The sequence below is a fragment of the Variovorax ginsengisoli genome, assembly GCF_030486595.1.
Lineage (GTDB): Bacteria > Pseudomonadota > Gammaproteobacteria > Burkholderiales > Burkholderiaceae_C > Variovorax > Variovorax ginsengisoli_B.
This window is the reverse complement of record NZ_JAUJZH010000010.1, coordinates 139,829-154,314: the sequence shown is the minus strand read 5'-3', so window position 1 is coordinate 154,314 and position 14,486 is coordinate 139,829. Positions and strand designations below refer to the sequence as shown.

The following is a 14,486-nucleotide window of genomic DNA, read 5'->3' as shown; positions in this document are numbered from 1 at the left end:
ACTCTCCCAAATCCGCTGCCGGCATCTGCCGGCTTGATCAGGCGGCCGCGCTCTCTCCCTCTTTTTCGCGCGGGCCTGATTCGTACCAATCCAAGCGCCGCTTCCATTCTGCTCCGCCCCCATGGCGCTGCGAACGGGTGCCGCACAGAAAGGAAGAGCGATGAAACAGGCGTTAGATGCCACAGCCCGCGGGCTACGGACCTTCGTGTCCGACGTGGTCGACGGCTTCTTCGAGATCACGCACAACAGCTTCGCCCTGCTCGGCCTGGCCACCGTGTTCGCCGTGCTGGCGCTGGCCGCCCGTCCGGACCTGCGCCAGACCGGCGAAGAGCAGCTGATGGGCTGGCTGCAATCGCGCAAGCCCGCGCCCGAGGCCGTCGAGGTCAGCGATCTCGAGCCCACCGCGATCGAACGGACCACCGCCGCCAGCCCCCACGAACTGCCCAAGCAGCAGGCCGCGGTGGCCTACTGGCTCAGCAAGAAGTACCGGGTGGCCGCCGAGCCGTTGAGCGTGCTGGTCGCCGAGGCTTTCGACCTCGGCAAGAAGACCAAGCTCGACCCGACCCTGATCCTGGCGATCATGGCGGTCGAGTCCAGCTTCAACCCCTTCGCCCAGAGCCAGGTCGGCGCCCAGGGCCTGATGCAGGTCATGACCCGGGTCCACGGCGAGAAGTACGAAAGCGCCGGCGGAACCCTGACCGCCTTCGACCCGGTGACCAACATGCGGGTCGGCGTCAAGGTGCTGCAGGAATGCATCGCCCGGGCCGGCTCCCTCGAGGGCGGCCTGCGCTACTACGTCGGTGCCGCCAATCTGACCGAGGACGGCGGCTATGCCGGCAAGGTGCTGGCCGAGCACGAGCGGCTGCGCCAGGTGGTCGCCGGCCGCGCGCCGCCCACCACGACGACGGCGCCGCGCGCCAATCCGGTCCAGGTCGTGGCGCCGCCGGCGGCGGCCAAGCCGGCCCAACCCGATCCGCAGCAAGTCGCCCTGCTCGGGGATTCCTAGCCCTTCGGGCCGCGCCGGCGCCCACTGTCGGCTACACTCGGCCGGCACGCGACTGGCGATAGGCGCAACCCTTTTCAGGTGCATTGCGCTGACGTGGACTACCACTGGGAAGCGTGCCGCCCGCGGTTCTTTTGCGGGTGATCAGCCGTTCGCCTGGGCAGCCCTTGTTTGGTTGAAGAACAAGGACCATCGTCTTGAAGGACTGCCATGTATCACCGCAACATCCTGGTCGAACAGACCGATCCTGAAATCTGGGCTGCCATCCAGGCCGAGAACGCCCGCCAGGAGCACCACATCGAGCTGATCGCGAGCGAGAACTACGCCTCGCCGGCCGTCATGGCCGCCCAGGGCTCGCAGCTCACCAACAAGTACGCCGAGGGCTATCCGGGCAAGCGCTATTACGGCGGCTGCGAGCACGTCGACGTGGCCGAGCAGCTCGCCATCGACCGCATCAAGCAGATCTTCGGCGCCGACGCCGCCAACGTGCAGCCGCATTGCGGCGCCTCGGCCAACGAGGCCGTGATGCTGGCCTTTCTGAAGCCCGGCGACACCATCATGGGCATGAGCCTGGCCGAAGGCGGCCATCTGACCCACGGCATGCCGCTCAACATGAGCGGCAAGTGGTTCAACGTCGTGAGCTACGGCCTGAACGCCGACGAAGCCATCGACTACGACGCCATGGAACGCAAGGCGCACGAGCACCTGCCGAAGCTGATCATCGCCGGCGCCTCGGCCTATTCGCTGCGGATCGACTTCGAGCGCTTCGCCAAGGTCGCCAAGGATGTCGGTGCCATCTTCATGGTCGACATCGCCCACTACGCCGGCCTGGTGGCCGCGGGCGTGTACCCGAACCCGGTGCCGCACGCGGACGTCGTCACCTCGACCACCCACAAGAGCCTGCGCGGCCCGCGCGGCGGCATCATCCTGATGAAGTCGCAGCACGAGAAGGCGATCAACAGCGCCATCTTCCCCGGCTTGCAGGGGGGCCCGCTGATGCACGTGATCGCGGCCAAGGCGGTGGCCTTCAAGGAAGCGCTGTCGCCCGAGTTCAAGGCCTACCAGCAGCAGGTCGTGACCAATGCCCGGATCGTCGCCGAGACGTTTACCGAGCGCGGCCTGCGCATCGTCAGCGGCCGCACCGAGAGCCACGTGATGCTGGTCGACCTGCGCGCCAAGGGCATCACCGGCAAGGAAGCCGAAGCCGTGCTGGGCGCGGCCCACATGACGATCAACAAGAACGCGATCCCGAACGACCCTGAAAAGCCGATGGTCACCAGCGGCGTGCGCATCGGCACGCCGGCGATGACCACCCGCGGCTTCAAGGACGAGGAAGCGCGCGCCACCGCCAACCTGATCGCCGACGTGCTCGAGAACCCGCGCGACGCCGCGAACATCGATGCGGTGCGGGCCAAGGTGCACGCGCTCACGAGCCGCTTCCCGGTCTACAAGTAACCGGCACGACAGCGCATGAAGTGCCCCTTCTGCGGTCATCTGGAGACCCAGGTCATGGAGACCCGGGTGTCGGAAGACGGCGACTTCGTGCGCCGCCGGCGCCAGTGCGGTGGCTGCGACAAGCGCTTCACCACCTACGAGCGGCCGGACGTCAACTTTCCGGTGGTGGTCAAGAAGGACGGCAGCCGGGCCGACTTCGACACCGCCAAGGTGCGGGCCTCGATGATGCTGGCGCTGCGCAAGCGGCCGGTCGGCATCGAACAGATCGACAACGCGCTGCTGCGCATCGAACAAGAGCTGCTGTCCAGCGGCTTGCGCGAGATCGAATCGACCAAGGTCGGCGAACTGGTCATGCGCGAGCTCAAGCGGCTCGACAAGGTGGCCTACGTGCGCTTCGCCTCGGTGTACCGCAGCTTCGAGGACGTGGACGAGTTCAGGCAGTTGCTCAGGGACATCTGACACCCTGACCTCACATTGGTCGTGGTTTGTTGACCCTGGCAGCAATCCGCCGTCTGTCATGACGATGCGCCCCTCGGGCCGCTGAGCGTCGGCCAGGGGTTCTGCCGCGCCTAGCATTCGGGCGGTGATGCCCACTCTGCCTCTTCACCTGTCCCGCTCCCTTGGGCGATCCACGGGTCTCAGCACGATCGAACTGGTCGCGGCGCTCGCCATCGCCGCGATCCTCGCTGCCCTCGCGATGCCGAGCTTCGGCGGCGTCATCGAACGCTATCGGCTGCGCCGCGCCGGCGAGGACATGACCGCCACGATCTACCTGGCGCGCGCGGAGGCGCTGCGGCGCGGCGGCCACGTCACGCTGCGGAAGGCCTCGCCGCCCGGCTGCGTGGTCCGCGAAGTCGCCGACTGGAGTTGCGGATGGCAGATTCTCGTCGAGGTCCCCGAAGACGGCACCCGCCGCGCAGGCGGCGAAATCCTCCAGGCCTGGCCCGCACCCGAGCACGTGAAGGTGATGTTCCGCACCGCGCAAGCGACATCGCAACTCTCCCTGAACCGTTGGGGACGCTTCGGCAACACCCTCGGATTCAGCGTGGCGCTGAGCCCGGCCGGCAACGATGACAAGACCGCCGCAATGGTCCTGTGCATGTCCGTAGGCGGTCGACTTCAAGCGTTCCAGCAGGCCGACAAATGTCCCGATTGAACCGCCAAGCCGGCATCAGCCTGCTCGAGTCGCTGGTGGCGATGTCGATCCTCGCGGTGGCGGTGCTGGGCATGCTCGGGGTGCAGTTGCGAACGCTCGCCGACACCCGGACCAGCGTTGGGCGTGCCCAGTCCGTGCGGCTGATCGAGGATTTCGCGGAGCGCATCAAGACCCACCCCGAAGCCTTTGGCCCGCCGCAAGACCATCTCGACGCACCGGGGCCGATGCCGGCCCGGGCCGACTGCAGAATCGCCGCCTGCGACGCCGGAATGCTGGCGCACTGGGATCTCGCAGCCTGGAAGCTGGCGATCGCGGACACCCTGCCCCGCGGCGCGGGCCAGGTCTTCGCAACTGGCGGCCACGAAGCCGGTCGAGGGCAGTTGCTCGGCGTGATGGTGGCGTGGCGCGCCAATGAGCGCGCAGGGGGCGATGCGGCCTATCGCCAACCCCTCGTGGTCGACTCGCCAGCCGGTTTCGATTGCCCGACGGGCCTCACCTGCCACCTGGCGCATGTCCAACCTTGACCGTCCGCGTCCGCGCCCGGGCCGCGAGCGCGGCCTGAGCCTGCTCGAACTGCTGGCGGGGCTGGTGGTCGGCATGCTGGTCATGATGTCGGCCCTGGCCACGCTGCTGCTGTCGCGCGAGGCCGCCGGAGCCGTCGCCGACCTCAGCCAGTTGCAGCAGCAAGGCGCCTATGCGCTGCACGTGATCGGGCTGCAGTTCCGCCAGGCCGGGGCGGTCGAGCTGATGCGCAACGAGGTCACCGGACGCTACGCGTTCGGTCCCAGCCGTGCGCAGGCGGCCGGCACGGATTTCGCCGTGTTCGGCGTCGACGGCAAGGGGGCCGCGCCCGACAAGGTTTCGGTCGCCTTTGCCGCCGCTGCATGGGCGAAGGCACCGGGGCAGTACGACTGCAGCGGCTCCGGGGTTTCCGGCGGCGAGCGCGTCGACGCGACTTTCGAAGTCGATGCCAAGGGCCAACTGAGCTGCACCGGCCGCCGAAAGCAGCCGCTGGTCAGCGGTGTCGCCGACTTCCAGGTCCGCTACCGGGTCGCCACCTCCGATGGCGTCCAGATCATGGCGGCCCGCGAGGTCGAAGCCCTGAAGCGCTGGGGGGCCGTCGCCGCGATCGAGATCTGCCTCGACCTGCAAGGCAGCGAGAAAAGTCCACAAGCAGGGCAGGTCTACCGGGGCTGCGATGGCGACCGGCCTTCCAACGGACGTGCGCACCTGGTGTCGCGCAACGTCTTCAGCGTGCGGCCGCAATGAGGCCCCGAGTGCCAAGCCGCGCGTCCCGCCCACGCCAACGCGGCATCGCGCTGTTCGTGGTCTTCGTGGTGGTGCTCTTGACCACCCTGCTGGTGCTCGGGTCCTCGCGCATCGCCCTGATCATCGAAATGGCCACCGGCGTCGACAGCGACCACCAGCGCACGTTCGAGGCCGCCCAGGCCATGCTGCGCGACGCCGAATCCGACATCCGGGGCCTGCAAGCCGATGGCTCCCCGTGCGAAGGCCCGGGTTGCCGGGCCTGGGGCGTTCTGGATGCCGCGGGCGGACGCGCGTTCTATCCCACCGATGCCGGCGAGCTGTCGGACCTGCAAGATGCCCTCGGTGGCAGGTCACCCTCCTGCGCGGCGGGGATCTGCGTCCCCGATCGCGTGATGGCGCAGTTCTGGACCGACGCGGCGGCTCTGGCCGAGATGAAGAAGGTGGCGGCGTCCCATGGCGCCTACACCGGGGGCGAGCCGGCCGGCGGCCATCCCCTGCTGGCCTCGGGCGCGGCGCAGCGGGCCTGGTACTGGGTCGAACTCCTGCCTTACGACACCGCGGCGGCGACCCGTGGCGGATTGGCCGAGGCGCTCGCCCCCGACAGCGAGACGCCATTCGTCTACCGGATCACGGCCATCGCCCAAGGGCACCGGGCAGCCACGCAAACCGTCCTCCAGACCACGCTGGTATGGAAACGGCATCGCTCCTGAGTCCAGCATGAAACCCCGCAGCACCTTCGGCATGACCTTGCTGTCCGCCATCGCATCGACCGGCGGGGGAAGCGTCTCGGCCCTCGCCGAACCCCTGCCGCTGAGCACCGCGCCCGTCGAAGTCGCGGCTTTGTCGTCTCTGGTGGCCAGTTCACGTTCGAGCCGGCTCGACGCCGCACTCTTCGTGGCCGCCTACGACGCGCGGGGCTGGAGCGGTTCGGTCACCGGCTATCGGATCCGGGCCACGACCGCTGCGCTCGACACCGCCGGTCTGTGGGGCACCGCGAACCTCATGGATGCCCGCGACGACCGCTGGCCCGCCAACCGCCTGGTGCTCTCGGCCAGGACCGAAGACGGTGCCACCACCGGAATCTCCTGGCAGTGGCCCGCGCTCTCGCTGGCCCAGCAGCAGGCGCTCATGACCGTCGATGGGGTCCTCGACACCGCGCCCGATGCCACCGAACGGGCCAAGGAAAGGCTGGACCACATCCGGGGTGACCGCACCCGGGAGCAGTCGGCCATGCCGCCCGGACCGCTGCGCGCGCGGGCATCACGCCAGAGCGACATCGTGAATTCCAAGCTCTGGCTGCTCGCGGGGCCGCCTTCGAGCCCGCACGCGGCCGAGAATCACGCGGCCTTTCGCGCCGCCAGGCGCTTGCGCCCCTCGATGCTCTACGTCGGCGGCAACGACGGCCTGCTGCACGGTTTCGATGCGGCCTCGGGCGAGGAAAAGATCGCCTACCTGCCCGAAGGCCTGCACCCTGGGATCGGGACGCTCACCCAACCCGACTACCAGCACACCTATTTCGTCGACGGTTCGCCACTCACCGGCGACCTCTATCTGGGGCCGCCCGGCAGCCGCGACGCCCACCATTGGAGAACCTACCTCGCGGGCTTCCTCGGCGCCGGTGGCCGGGGTTATTTCGTGCTGGACGTCACCGATCCGAGTGCCTTCGACGCCGCCAACGCAGCCGCGCTGGTGGTGCTCGACCGCACCCGCAGCGCCGGATTGGACCGGGATATCGGGCACCTGACGAGCGCCCCCGTGATCGAAGCCGGCGATCCAGCACTCAGCCGCCAGATCGCGCGCATGAACAACGGCCGCTGGGCGCTGGTGATGGGCAACGGCTACAACAGCGCCGACGAACGGGCTGTCCTGCTGATCCAGTACCTCGACGAAGGACGGGAACTGTTCAAGATCGCAGCCGAGGGCGACAAGGTCGCGGGCCGCGGCAACGGGCTTTCGGCGCCGCGCCTGATCGACCTCGACGGCAACGGCACCCCCGACCTTGCCTATGCGGGCGACCTGCACGGCAACCTCTGGAAGTTCGACCTCGGCGCAGTCTCGCCCGGTCAATGGGAAGTCGCCTTTGGCGGGGTTCCCTTGTTCATCGCGACCCGCCCCGGCCCCGTCGTGTCACGCCAGCCGATCACGACCGCACCGGTCTGGAAGGCGCATCCGGACGGCGGCCTGATGCTGGCATTCGGGACCGGGCGCGAACTCACGGTCGCCGACCGCGTCGACAGCCAGGTGCAGACGGTCTACGGCGTCCGCGACGACTCGGCGGTCAGCGGCGTCAGGACGCAGGGCCAGGGCCCGATCGACACGGGCCGAGACGCGCTGGTGGCGCAGAGCTTGCGCACCGGCAAGGGCCGTGGTCCCGGCACGGTGTCGTCCAACCCCGTCCCCTACACCGGCAGCCAGGCGCGCGGAGGGTGGTTCCTTGATCTACCAGTCGCGCGCGAGCGCGTGCTGCAGCACCCGAGCTGGTTCGAGGGCGACCTGATCGACATCTGGAGCATCGTTCCGGCGAGCTCCGACGGAACGAAAAGCAGCGCGGCACGGCACTTTCGAACCACGATCGACATCGTCAACGGTGCGGCGCCCAAGTCGCCGCTCTACGTCGACCTGCCGGCGACGACGAGCGGGCAGCCGTCGCGCATCGAGACCGGGCCCGGCGTCGGCAGCCGGGACGCCCAGCAGGAGACCGGCGTGTCCGCGCCCGGCGTGCAGGCGCCGCCCGCCCGGCATCGGCTCGGCACCTTCATCCGGCGCCCGAGCTGGCGCCAGATGCAATGACGCCGCGGCGCGCACCCTGGCAAACGGCGGGCTTCTCGATGATCGAGCTCATGGTCGCCCTCGCCATCGTGGCCATCCTCGCCGCCCTTTCGCTGCCGGGCTACCACGAAGCCGTTCGGCGAGGCCGGCGGGCCGAAGCCCGGGCCGGATTGCTGCAAGCGTCGCACTGGCTCGAGCGCGTCGCGACCCGCACGGGCAGCTATCTCGACGACGAAGCCGATTTCCCGGAGACCTTGAAAGGCGTGCCTTCAAACAGCTATGCCATCGGCTTCGAGGCCTCGCAGGCCAAGGGCAGCGGCTACACTTTGACCGCCACTCCCCGGGGGGCCCAGGTCGGCGACAGATGCGGCGGCTTCACAATCGACCAGGCCGGTCTCCGGGGCCTCGCTTCCGCCAGCGCCACCGAGGCCCTCCAGGCCGAATGCTGGAACCGCTGAAAGTCCGATCCTGAGCACCACCACGCCCCCCCGCCTGCCCACGCATCCGACCCCGTCCGAGGCGATGCTTCTCGCCTTCTCGCTGGCGCAGGAGGCCAGCACCACGGCGCCTCCGAATCCGGCGGTCGGCTGCGTCATCGTCGCGCCCGACGGCCGGATGATCGGCAGCGGACACACCCAGCGCACCGGCGGGCCGCACGCCGAAGTGATGGCCCTGCGCGATGCCGCTGCCCGTGGCGCCTCGACCGCCGGCGCGACCGCCTTCGTCACGCTGGAACCCTGCGCCCACCACGGCCGCACCGGCCCCTGCTGCGATGCACTGGTCGAGGCCGGCATCCGAAGAGTCGTGGCTTCGATCGCCGACCCCAACCCGAAGGTCGCAGGCCAGGGCTTCGAGCGCCTGCGCGCTGCCGGCGTCGAGGTCGAAGTCGGGCCGCTGGCGATGGAGGCGCGCGAACTCAACCTCGGCTTCTTCAGCCGGATGGTCCGCCAGATCCCCTGGGTCCGGCTCAAGGCCGCGGCCTCGATCGACGGCAAGACCGCACTCGAGAACGGCACCAGCCAGTGGATCACGGGCGAGCGGGCGCGCGCCGACGGCCACGCCTGGCGCGCCCGCGCCGGCGCCATCCTGACCGGCGTCGGCACCGTGATCGAGGACGACCCGCGACTCGACGTCCGGCTGGTCGAGACCGTGCGCCAGCCGTCGCTGGTGATCGTCGACAGCCGCCTGCAGACCCCGCCCGACGCCCGGCTGTTCGAGATCGGGCGCCCGGTCTGGATCTACGCCGCCGCGCGCGACGAGGCCAAGGCCCTGGCGCTCGAAGCCCGCGGCGCCACCATCAGCTGCCTGGCCAACGCGGACGGCAAGGTCGACCTGGCCGCCCTGCTCGCCGACCTGGCCCGGCGCGAAGTCAACGAACTGCACGTCGAGGCCGGCCACAAGCTCAACGGCTCGCTGATGCGCGAAGGCCTGGTCGACGAGATCCTGCTGTACCTGGCGCCGAAGTTCATCGGCGACGGCCTGGGCATCGCCAGCCGGCCCCATGCGGGCGGCCCGCTCACTGCGCTGGACGAGGCCCTGGCGCTCGAATTCCGGTCGTTCGAGGCGATCGGCCCCGACCTGCGGATCGTCGCCCGCGTCGCCGGCCGGGACAAGTTTTAGGCAGCGGGCCGGGCAGCCCCCGCATCTCTGCGAAAATGCGGCGATGTTCACCGGAATCATCACCGGCGTGGGGCGCATCGCCGCCGTCCACGACCTCGGCAGTTCTTCCTCCCACGGCAAGCGTCTCAGCATTGCGGTGCCCGACGGCTATCTGGACGACGTGGGGCTCGGCGACAGCATCGCGCTCAACGGCGCCTGCATGACCGTCACCACCCTCGACCCGACGCAAAAGCTGTTCACCATCGACATCTCGGCCGAATCGCTCGACAAGACCGCAGGCCTGTCGGAAGCGCAGACACGGGTCAACCTCGAGAAGGCGCTGCGTGCCAGCGACCGGCTGGGCGGCCACATCGTGTCCGGCCATGTCGACGGCATCGGCACGGTGCGCCGTTTCGAACCCGTCGGCGAAAGCTGGGAGCTGCGCGTGCTGGCGCCGCCGGCGCTGGCCCGCTTCCTGGCCTACAAGGGCTCGATCACGATCAACGGCGTCAGCCTCACCGTCAACAGCGTGAACGACGTCGCCGACGGCAGCGAGGTCAGCATCAACCTGATCCCGCACACGGTCGAGAACACCGCGCTCGGCAGCCTCTCGGCAGGTAGCCGGGTCAACCTCGAGATCGACACCGTCGCCCGCTACGTGGAGCGCATGCTCCAGGCCGGCGCCATCCAACCACCCACCCAAGACAAGCTCCCATGAATGCATCCGTCACGCCGATCGGCGCCCCGCGCAGCGGCCGTGCCCCCGCGCCGATATCCCCGGTCGAAGACATCGTGGCCGAGCTGCGCGCCGGCCGCATGGTGATCCTGGTCGACGAGGAAGACCGCGAGAACGAAGGCGACATCGTGCTGGCCGCCGACCACGTCACGCCCGAGGCGATCAATTTCATGGCCCGCCATGCGCGCGGCCTGATCTGTCTCACGCTCTCGCGCGAGATGTGCGAGCGGCTGCAGCTGCCGCCGATGGTGGCGCGCAATGGCGCCAAGCACTCGACCGCCTTCACGGTCTCGATCGAAGCCGCCGAGGGCGTGACCACCGGCATCTCGGCCGCCGACCGTTCGCGCACCGTCCAGGCCGCGGTGGCGCCCAACGCCGTGGCCGCCGACCTGGTCCAGCCCGGCCACATCTTCCCGCTGCAGGCGGTCGACGGCGGCGTGCTGATGCGCGCCGGCCATACCGAAGCCGGCTGCGACCTGGCGGCCATGGCCGGCTGCTCGCCGGCCTCGGTGATCTGCGAGGTGATGAACGAAGACGGCACGATGGCGCGCCTGCCCGACCTGCAGCTGTTCGCGGCCGAACACGACATCAAGATCGGCACCATCGCCGCCCTGATCGAGCACCGCAGCCGCACCGAGACCCTGGTCGAGAAGGTCGGCTGCCGCGAGATCCAGACCGCCTGGGGCCCCTTCACCGCCCACGCCTTCAAGGACAAGCCCAGCAACGGCGTGCACCTGGCGCTGGTGCGCGGCAAGTGGGGTGCCGGCGACACGGTCGACGTGCGCGTGCACGAGCCGCTGTCGGTGCTCGATGCGCTCGAACTCAACCGCGCGCTGCATTCCTGGAGCCTCGACGCCAGCCTGGCGCATCTCGCGGCCCAGGGCAAGGGCGTGGCGGTGCTCCTGAACTGCGGCGAGACCGGCGCCGAGCTGCTGTCGCAGTTCGACGGCACAGCGCGGCCGGCGCAGGCGCCCGAGCGCGGCCGCATGGATCTGCGCAGCTACGGCATCGGCGCCCAGATCCTGCGCGAGTGCGGCGTCCACAAGATGAATCTGCTCGGCACTCCGCGCCGCATGCCCAGCATGGCGGCCGGCTACGGCCTCGAGATCGCCGGCTACATCTCGAAAGAAAACCTCTGATGCAACACGCGAACAAGGGCGCCGACGTCGCGCTCGACGGCAAGGGCCTGCGCATCGGGATCGTGCAGGCGCGATTCAACGAAGACATCACGGACGCATTGGCCAAGGCCTGCCGCGATGAACTCGCGGCGCTCGGCGTCGCCGACGACGACATCGAGCACGTGAGCGTGCCTGGCGCGCTCGAAGTTCCGGTGGCGCTGCAGGCGCTGGCCGAGCGCGAGCGCTACGACGCCCTGGTGGCGCTGGGCTGCATCATCCGCGGCGAGACCTACCACTTCGAGTTGGTGGCCAACGAGTCCGGCGCCAGCGTCAGCCGGCTGGCGCTCGACTACCGCATCCCGATCGCCAACGCGATCCTGACCACCGAGAACCTCGAACAAGCCGTGGCGCGACAGACCGACAAGGGCCGCGACGCCGCGCGCGTGGCGGTCGAGATGGCGCAGCTGCTCGCCACCCTTTCATGACCGAAGACACCAAATCATCCAGCGGCAAGCCGCGCCAGACCCGCACCGGGCTCACCAGCACCGGGGCGCGCAAGGCCGCCGCCAAGTCGAACCGCAGCCGGGCCCGCGAGTTCGCCTTGCAGGCTCTCTACCAGCACCTCGTGGGTCGAAACGACGCCGCCTCGATCGACCAGTTCACCCGTGACCTGGCCGGCTTCCACAAGGCCGACGCCGCGCACTACGACGCACTGTTGCACGGGTCGATCGAAAGCGCCGACGAGCTCGACGCCCTGATCGTGCCCCTGCTCGACCGCAAGCTGGAGGAGATCTCGCCGATCGAGCATGGCGTGATGTGGATCGGCGTCTACGAGTTCAAGCATTGCCTCGACGTGCCCTGGCGCGTGGTGCTCAACGAGTGCATCGAGCTGGCCAAGGAATTCGGCGGCACCGACGGTCACAAGTACGTCAACGCGGTGCTCAACGGCCTGGCGCCCCAACTGCGTCCCGACGAGGTGGAGGCGGACCGCTTGTCGGGCAAGGCAAAGCCATGAGGATTTCGCAGCGGGCCGAACGCATCGAGCCGTTCTACGTCATGGAGGTCGCGAAGGCGGCCTCCAAGCTGGCGCGCGAGGTCGCCCACACCGACCGGCCGATGATCTTCCTGAACATTGGCGAGCCCGATTTCACGGCGCCGCCGTTGGTGCAGGAAGCCGCCGCGCGCGCCGTGCGTGCCGGCGCCACGCAGTACACCCAGGCCACCGGCCTCGAGCACCTGCGCGAACGCATCAGCGGCTGGTACGCCGAGCGCTTCAAGGTCGACGTGCCGGCCCGCCGCATCGTCATCACGGCCGGGGCCTCGGCCGCGCTGCAGCTGGCCTGCCTGGCACTCATCGAGGCCGACGACGAGATGCTGCTGCCCGACCCCAGCTATCCCTGCAACCGCCACTTCGTGACCGCGGCCGACGGCCGCGCGGTGCTGGTGCCGACCACCGCGGCCGAACGCTTCCAGCTCAGCGCCGCCAAGGTCGAGGCGGCCTGGACCGAGCGCACCCGCGGCGTGCTGCTGGCTTCGCCTTCGAACCCGACAGGCACCTCGATCGCGCCTGGCGAACTGCGCCGCATCCACGAGGTCGTGAGCGCGCGCGGCGGGATCACGCTGATCGACGAGATCTACCTCGGCCTGTCGTACGACGACCAGTTCGGCCAGACCGCGCTGGCGATCGACGACCAGGTCATCAGCATCAACAGCTTCAGCAAGTACTTCAACATGACCGGCTGGCGGCTCGGCTGGCTGGTGGTGCCCGATGCCCTGGTGCCGGCGGTCGAACGCCTGGCGCAAAACCTGTTCATCTGCGCCAGCACGGTCTCGCAATACGCGGCGCTGGCCTGCTTCGAGGCCGACAGCATCGCCGAATACGAGCGCCGCCGGGCCGAATTCAAGGCCCGTCGCGACTGGTTCATCCCGCAGCTGAACGCGCTGGGGCTCCAGGTGCCGGTGATGCCCGACGGTGCCTTCTACGCCTGGGCCGACTGCTCCTCGTTGGCCGAGAAGCTCGGCATCGACGGCAGCTGGGATTTCGCCTTCGAGGCGATGCAGCAAGCCCATGTCGCGGTCACGCCCGGGCGCGACTTCGGCAGTGCCGAGACCGGGCGCTTCATCCGCTTCTCGACCGCCAGCTCGATGGCGCACCTCGAGGAGTCGGTGGCCCGCCTGCGCGCCTGGGCCGGCGCCGCCGTTGCCGCCTGACCGAATGAGCTTTGCGCTGCCCATCCGCGTCTACTGGGAGGACACCGATGCCGGCGGCATCGTGTTCTACGCCAACTACCTGAAGTTCATGGAGCGCGCCCGCACCGAGTGGCTGCGCTCCCTGGGCATCGCCCAGCGGCAGCTGCGCGAGGACACGGGCGGCATCTTCGTGGTGATCGAGACGCAGCTCAAGTACCACCGTCCGGCCCGGCTCGACGACGAACTGCTGGTTACAGCCGAGCTGCGTCAAATCGGCTCGGCGTCACTGATAATCGCCCAGCGCGTGCTATCAAATTCGGAGCAAGACGCAACATCGGGCCCTGCCCTGCTGTGCGAAGGCACGATCCGCATCGGCTGGGTCGATGCGGCCAGCCTGCGGCCCGCACGCATCCCGCGCCAGGTTTCGGGAACCCTCGAGCGCGTCGCGGGCTCCATGTCTCAACCTCTCAAGCCATGAATCAACAAGACCTGTCGATACTCTCCCTCCTGCTCCACGCCAGCCTGCCGGTGCAGCTCGTGGTGCTGCTGCTGATCGTGGTGTCCGTCGCCAGCTGGGCGGCCATCTTCCGCAAGTACTTCGCGCTCAAGCGCACCCGCTCGCTCAACGAGGAGTTCGAGCGCGACTTCTGGTCCGGCACCAGCCTCAACGAGCTGTTCTCCTCGGCGGCCCAGAACGCCAAGTTCGCCGGCCCGATGGAGCGCATCTTCGCCTCCGGCATGCGCGAATATCAGAAGCTGCGCGAGCGCCACGTGTCCGACACCGGCACCCTGCTCGACGGCTCGCGCCGCGCCATGCGGGCCAGCTACCAGCGCGAGCTCGATGCGGTCGAGCAGAACCTGTCCTTCCTCGCCACGGTCGGCTCGGTCTCGCCCTATGTGGGCCTGTTCGGCACGGTCTGGGGGATCATGCATGCCTTCACCGGCCTCGCGGCGCTGGCGCAGGTGACGCTCTCCACCGTGGCGCCCGGCATCGCCGAAGCGCTGGTCGCCACCGCGATCGGCCTGTTCGCGGCGATCCCGGCGGTCGTCGCCTACAACCGCTTCGCCCGCGAGATCGACAAGATCGCGATCGCGCTCGAGACCTTCATCGAAGAGTTCTCGAACATCCTGCAGCGCAACCTCACGGCCCACGTGAACCCGGCGTCGGTGACCCCGGCCGGCCGCTGAACC

At 69.1% G+C, this 14,486-nt stretch carries 17 protein-coding genes and 1 riboswitch; all 17 genes read left to right on the top strand.

Translation table 11 applies throughout. The features are described 5' to 3' along the window. Positions 1 to 160 precede the first annotated feature (160 nt). The 17 genes from QZH52_RS16005 to tolQ all read left to right on the top strand — a co-directional run bounded on the left by QZH52_RS16005 (position 161) and on the right by tolQ (position 14,483). The gene (locus QZH52_RS16005; RefSeq protein WP_301810768.1) at positions 161 to 1,006 is read left to right on the top strand and encodes a transglycosylase SLT domain-containing protein; all 846 of its coding nucleotides are present in this window, start codon (positions 161 to 163) and stop codon (positions 1,004 to 1,006) included. A 38-nt stretch (positions 1,007 to 1,044) separates the two neighbouring features. After that, positions 1,045 to 1,172, top strand: a riboswitch (ZMP/ZTP riboswitch). A gap of 41 nt (positions 1,173 to 1,213) precedes the next feature. Beyond that, positions 1,214 to 2,458, top strand: a complete 1,245-nt coding sequence (glyA, locus tag QZH52_RS16000) for a serine hydroxymethyltransferase (RefSeq protein ID WP_301810766.1) — start codon at positions 1,214 to 1,216, stop codon at positions 2,456 to 2,458. Positions 2,459 to 2,473: 15 nt separating this feature from the next. Then, a complete protein-coding gene (gene nrdR, locus QZH52_RS15995) occupies positions 2,474 to 2,917 on the top strand; it encodes a transcriptional regulator NrdR (RefSeq protein ID WP_286522549.1) in 444 nt (147 codons plus the stop codon). A gap of 127 nt (positions 2,918 to 3,044) precedes the next feature. Next, complete coding sequence (locus QZH52_RS15990; RefSeq protein ID WP_301810764.1) at positions 3,045 to 3,614, top strand: GspH/FimT family protein; 570 nt, start codon at positions 3,045 to 3,047, stop codon at positions 3,612 to 3,614. Further along, entirely contained in the window at positions 3,602 to 4,138 is a 537-nt protein-coding gene (gene pilV / locus QZH52_RS15985; protein ID WP_301810762.1) for a type IV pilus modification protein PilV, read from the top strand. The genes QZH52_RS15990 and pilV overlap by 13 nt, the downstream gene beginning before the upstream one ends. Beyond that, entirely contained in the window at positions 4,125 to 4,883 is a 759-nt protein-coding gene (locus QZH52_RS15980; protein ID WP_301810761.1) for a hypothetical protein, read from the top strand. Before pilV ends, QZH52_RS15980 begins: the two co-directional genes overlap by 14 nt. A gap of 8 nt (positions 4,884 to 4,891) precedes the next feature. Next, positions 4,892 to 5,593, top strand: a complete 702-nt coding sequence (locus QZH52_RS15975; protein WP_301810759.1) for a pilus assembly PilX family protein — start codon at positions 4,892 to 4,894, stop codon at positions 5,591 to 5,593. Between the two features lie 7 nt (positions 5,594 to 5,600). Further along, positions 5,601 to 7,673, top strand: coding sequence for a pilus assembly protein (locus QZH52_RS15970; RefSeq protein ID WP_301810757.1), 2,073 nt, complete (start codon positions 5,601 to 5,603; stop codon positions 7,671 to 7,673). Continuing rightward, positions 7,670 to 8,110, top strand: a complete 441-nt coding sequence (locus QZH52_RS15965) for a type IV pilin protein (RefSeq protein WP_301810755.1) — start codon at positions 7,670 to 7,672, stop codon at positions 8,108 to 8,110. Before QZH52_RS15970 ends, QZH52_RS15965 begins: the two co-directional genes overlap by 4 nt. A gap of 64 nt (positions 8,111 to 8,174) precedes the next feature. After that, positions 8,175 to 9,272, top strand: a complete 1,098-nt coding sequence (gene ribD, locus QZH52_RS15960; protein WP_301810752.1) for a bifunctional diaminohydroxyphosphoribosylaminopyrimidine deaminase/5-amino-6-(5-phosphoribosylamino)uracil reductase RibD — start codon at positions 8,175 to 8,177, stop codon at positions 9,270 to 9,272. A 43-nt stretch (positions 9,273 to 9,315) separates the two neighbouring features. Beyond that, complete coding sequence (locus QZH52_RS15955) at positions 9,316 to 9,969, top strand: riboflavin synthase (RefSeq protein WP_301810750.1); 654 nt, start codon at positions 9,316 to 9,318, stop codon at positions 9,967 to 9,969. Next, positions 9,966 to 11,126 carry a bifunctional 3,4-dihydroxy-2-butanone-4-phosphate synthase/GTP cyclohydrolase II gene (gene ribBA / locus QZH52_RS15950; protein WP_301810749.1) on the top strand — a complete coding sequence of 387 codons (1,161 nt, stop codon included), beginning with the start codon at positions 9,966 to 9,968 and terminating at the stop codon, positions 11,124 to 11,126. Before QZH52_RS15955 ends, ribBA begins: the two co-directional genes overlap by 4 nt. Beyond that, positions 11,126 to 11,590 (top strand): 6,7-dimethyl-8-ribityllumazine synthase, encoded by a 465-nt coding sequence (gene ribH / locus QZH52_RS15945; protein WP_286504149.1) that lies wholly within the window; start codon positions 11,126 to 11,128, stop codon positions 11,588 to 11,590. Before ribBA ends, ribH begins: the two co-directional genes overlap by 1 nt. Next, positions 11,587 to 12,120, top strand: a complete 534-nt coding sequence (gene nusB / locus QZH52_RS15940; RefSeq protein ID WP_286522571.1) for a transcription antitermination factor NusB — start codon at positions 11,587 to 11,589, stop codon at positions 12,118 to 12,120. The genes ribH and nusB overlap by 4 nt, the downstream gene beginning before the upstream one ends. After that, positions 12,117 to 13,316 (top strand): pyridoxal phosphate-dependent aminotransferase, encoded by a 1,200-nt coding sequence (locus QZH52_RS15935; RefSeq protein WP_301810742.1) that lies wholly within the window; start codon positions 12,117 to 12,119, stop codon positions 13,314 to 13,316. The genes nusB and QZH52_RS15935 overlap by 4 nt, the downstream gene beginning before the upstream one ends. Positions 13,317 to 13,320: 4 nt before the next feature. After that, positions 13,321 to 13,773 carry a tol-pal system-associated acyl-CoA thioesterase gene (gene ybgC / locus QZH52_RS15930; RefSeq protein ID WP_301810740.1) on the top strand — a complete coding sequence of 151 codons (453 nt, stop codon included), beginning with the start codon at positions 13,321 to 13,323 and terminating at the stop codon, positions 13,771 to 13,773. Next, a complete protein-coding gene (gene tolQ / locus QZH52_RS15925) occupies positions 13,770 to 14,483 on the top strand; it encodes a protein TolQ (protein WP_301810738.1) in 714 nt (237 codons plus the stop codon). Before ybgC ends, tolQ begins: the two co-directional genes overlap by 4 nt. Positions 14,484 to 14,486: the final 3 nt, after the last annotated feature.

What these genes read in the sequence shown, in the direction of transcription:
- QZH52_RS16005 (WP_301810768.1), top strand. Translation starts at nt 161, where the DNA reads ATGAAACAGGCGTTAGATGCCACAGCCCGCGGGCTACGGACCTTCGTG.
- glyA (WP_301810766.1), top strand. Translation starts at nt 1,214, where the DNA reads ATGTATCACCGCAACATCCTGGTCGAACAGACCGATCCTGAAATCTGG.
- nrdR (WP_286522549.1), top strand. Translation starts at nt 2,474, where the DNA reads ATGAAGTGCCCCTTCTGCGGTCATCTGGAGACCCAGGTCATGGAGACC.
- QZH52_RS15990 (WP_301810764.1), top strand. Translation starts at nt 3,045, where the DNA reads ATGCCCACTCTGCCTCTTCACCTGTCCCGCTCCCTTGGGCGATCCACG.
- pilV (WP_301810762.1), top strand. Translation starts at nt 3,602, where the DNA reads ATGTCCCGATTGAACCGCCAAGCCGGCATCAGCCTGCTCGAGTCGCTG.
- QZH52_RS15980 (WP_301810761.1), top strand. Translation starts at nt 4,125, where the DNA reads ATGTCCAACCTTGACCGTCCGCGTCCGCGCCCGGGCCGCGAGCGCGGC.
- QZH52_RS15970 (WP_301810757.1), top strand. Translation starts at nt 5,601, where the DNA reads ATGAAACCCCGCAGCACCTTCGGCATGACCTTGCTGTCCGCCATCGCA.
- QZH52_RS15965 (WP_301810755.1), top strand. Translation starts at nt 7,670, where the DNA reads ATGACGCCGCGGCGCGCACCCTGGCAAACGGCGGGCTTCTCGATGATC.
- ribD (WP_301810752.1), top strand. Translation starts at nt 8,175, where the DNA reads ATGCTTCTCGCCTTCTCGCTGGCGCAGGAGGCCAGCACCACGGCGCCT.
- QZH52_RS15955 (WP_301810750.1), top strand. Translation starts at nt 9,316, where the DNA reads ATGTTCACCGGAATCATCACCGGCGTGGGGCGCATCGCCGCCGTCCAC.
- ribBA (WP_301810749.1), top strand. Translation starts at nt 9,966, where the DNA reads ATGAATGCATCCGTCACGCCGATCGGCGCCCCGCGCAGCGGCCGTGCC.
- ribH (WP_286504149.1), top strand. Translation starts at nt 11,126, where the DNA reads ATGCAACACGCGAACAAGGGCGCCGACGTCGCGCTCGACGGCAAGGGC.
- nusB (WP_286522571.1), top strand. Translation starts at nt 11,587, where the DNA reads ATGACCGAAGACACCAAATCATCCAGCGGCAAGCCGCGCCAGACCCGC.
- QZH52_RS15935 (WP_301810742.1), top strand. Translation starts at nt 12,117, where the DNA reads ATGAGGATTTCGCAGCGGGCCGAACGCATCGAGCCGTTCTACGTCATG.
- ybgC (WP_301810740.1), top strand. Translation starts at nt 13,321, where the DNA reads ATGAGCTTTGCGCTGCCCATCCGCGTCTACTGGGAGGACACCGATGCC.
- tolQ (WP_301810738.1), top strand. Translation starts at nt 13,770, where the DNA reads ATGAATCAACAAGACCTGTCGATACTCTCCCTCCTGCTCCACGCCAGC.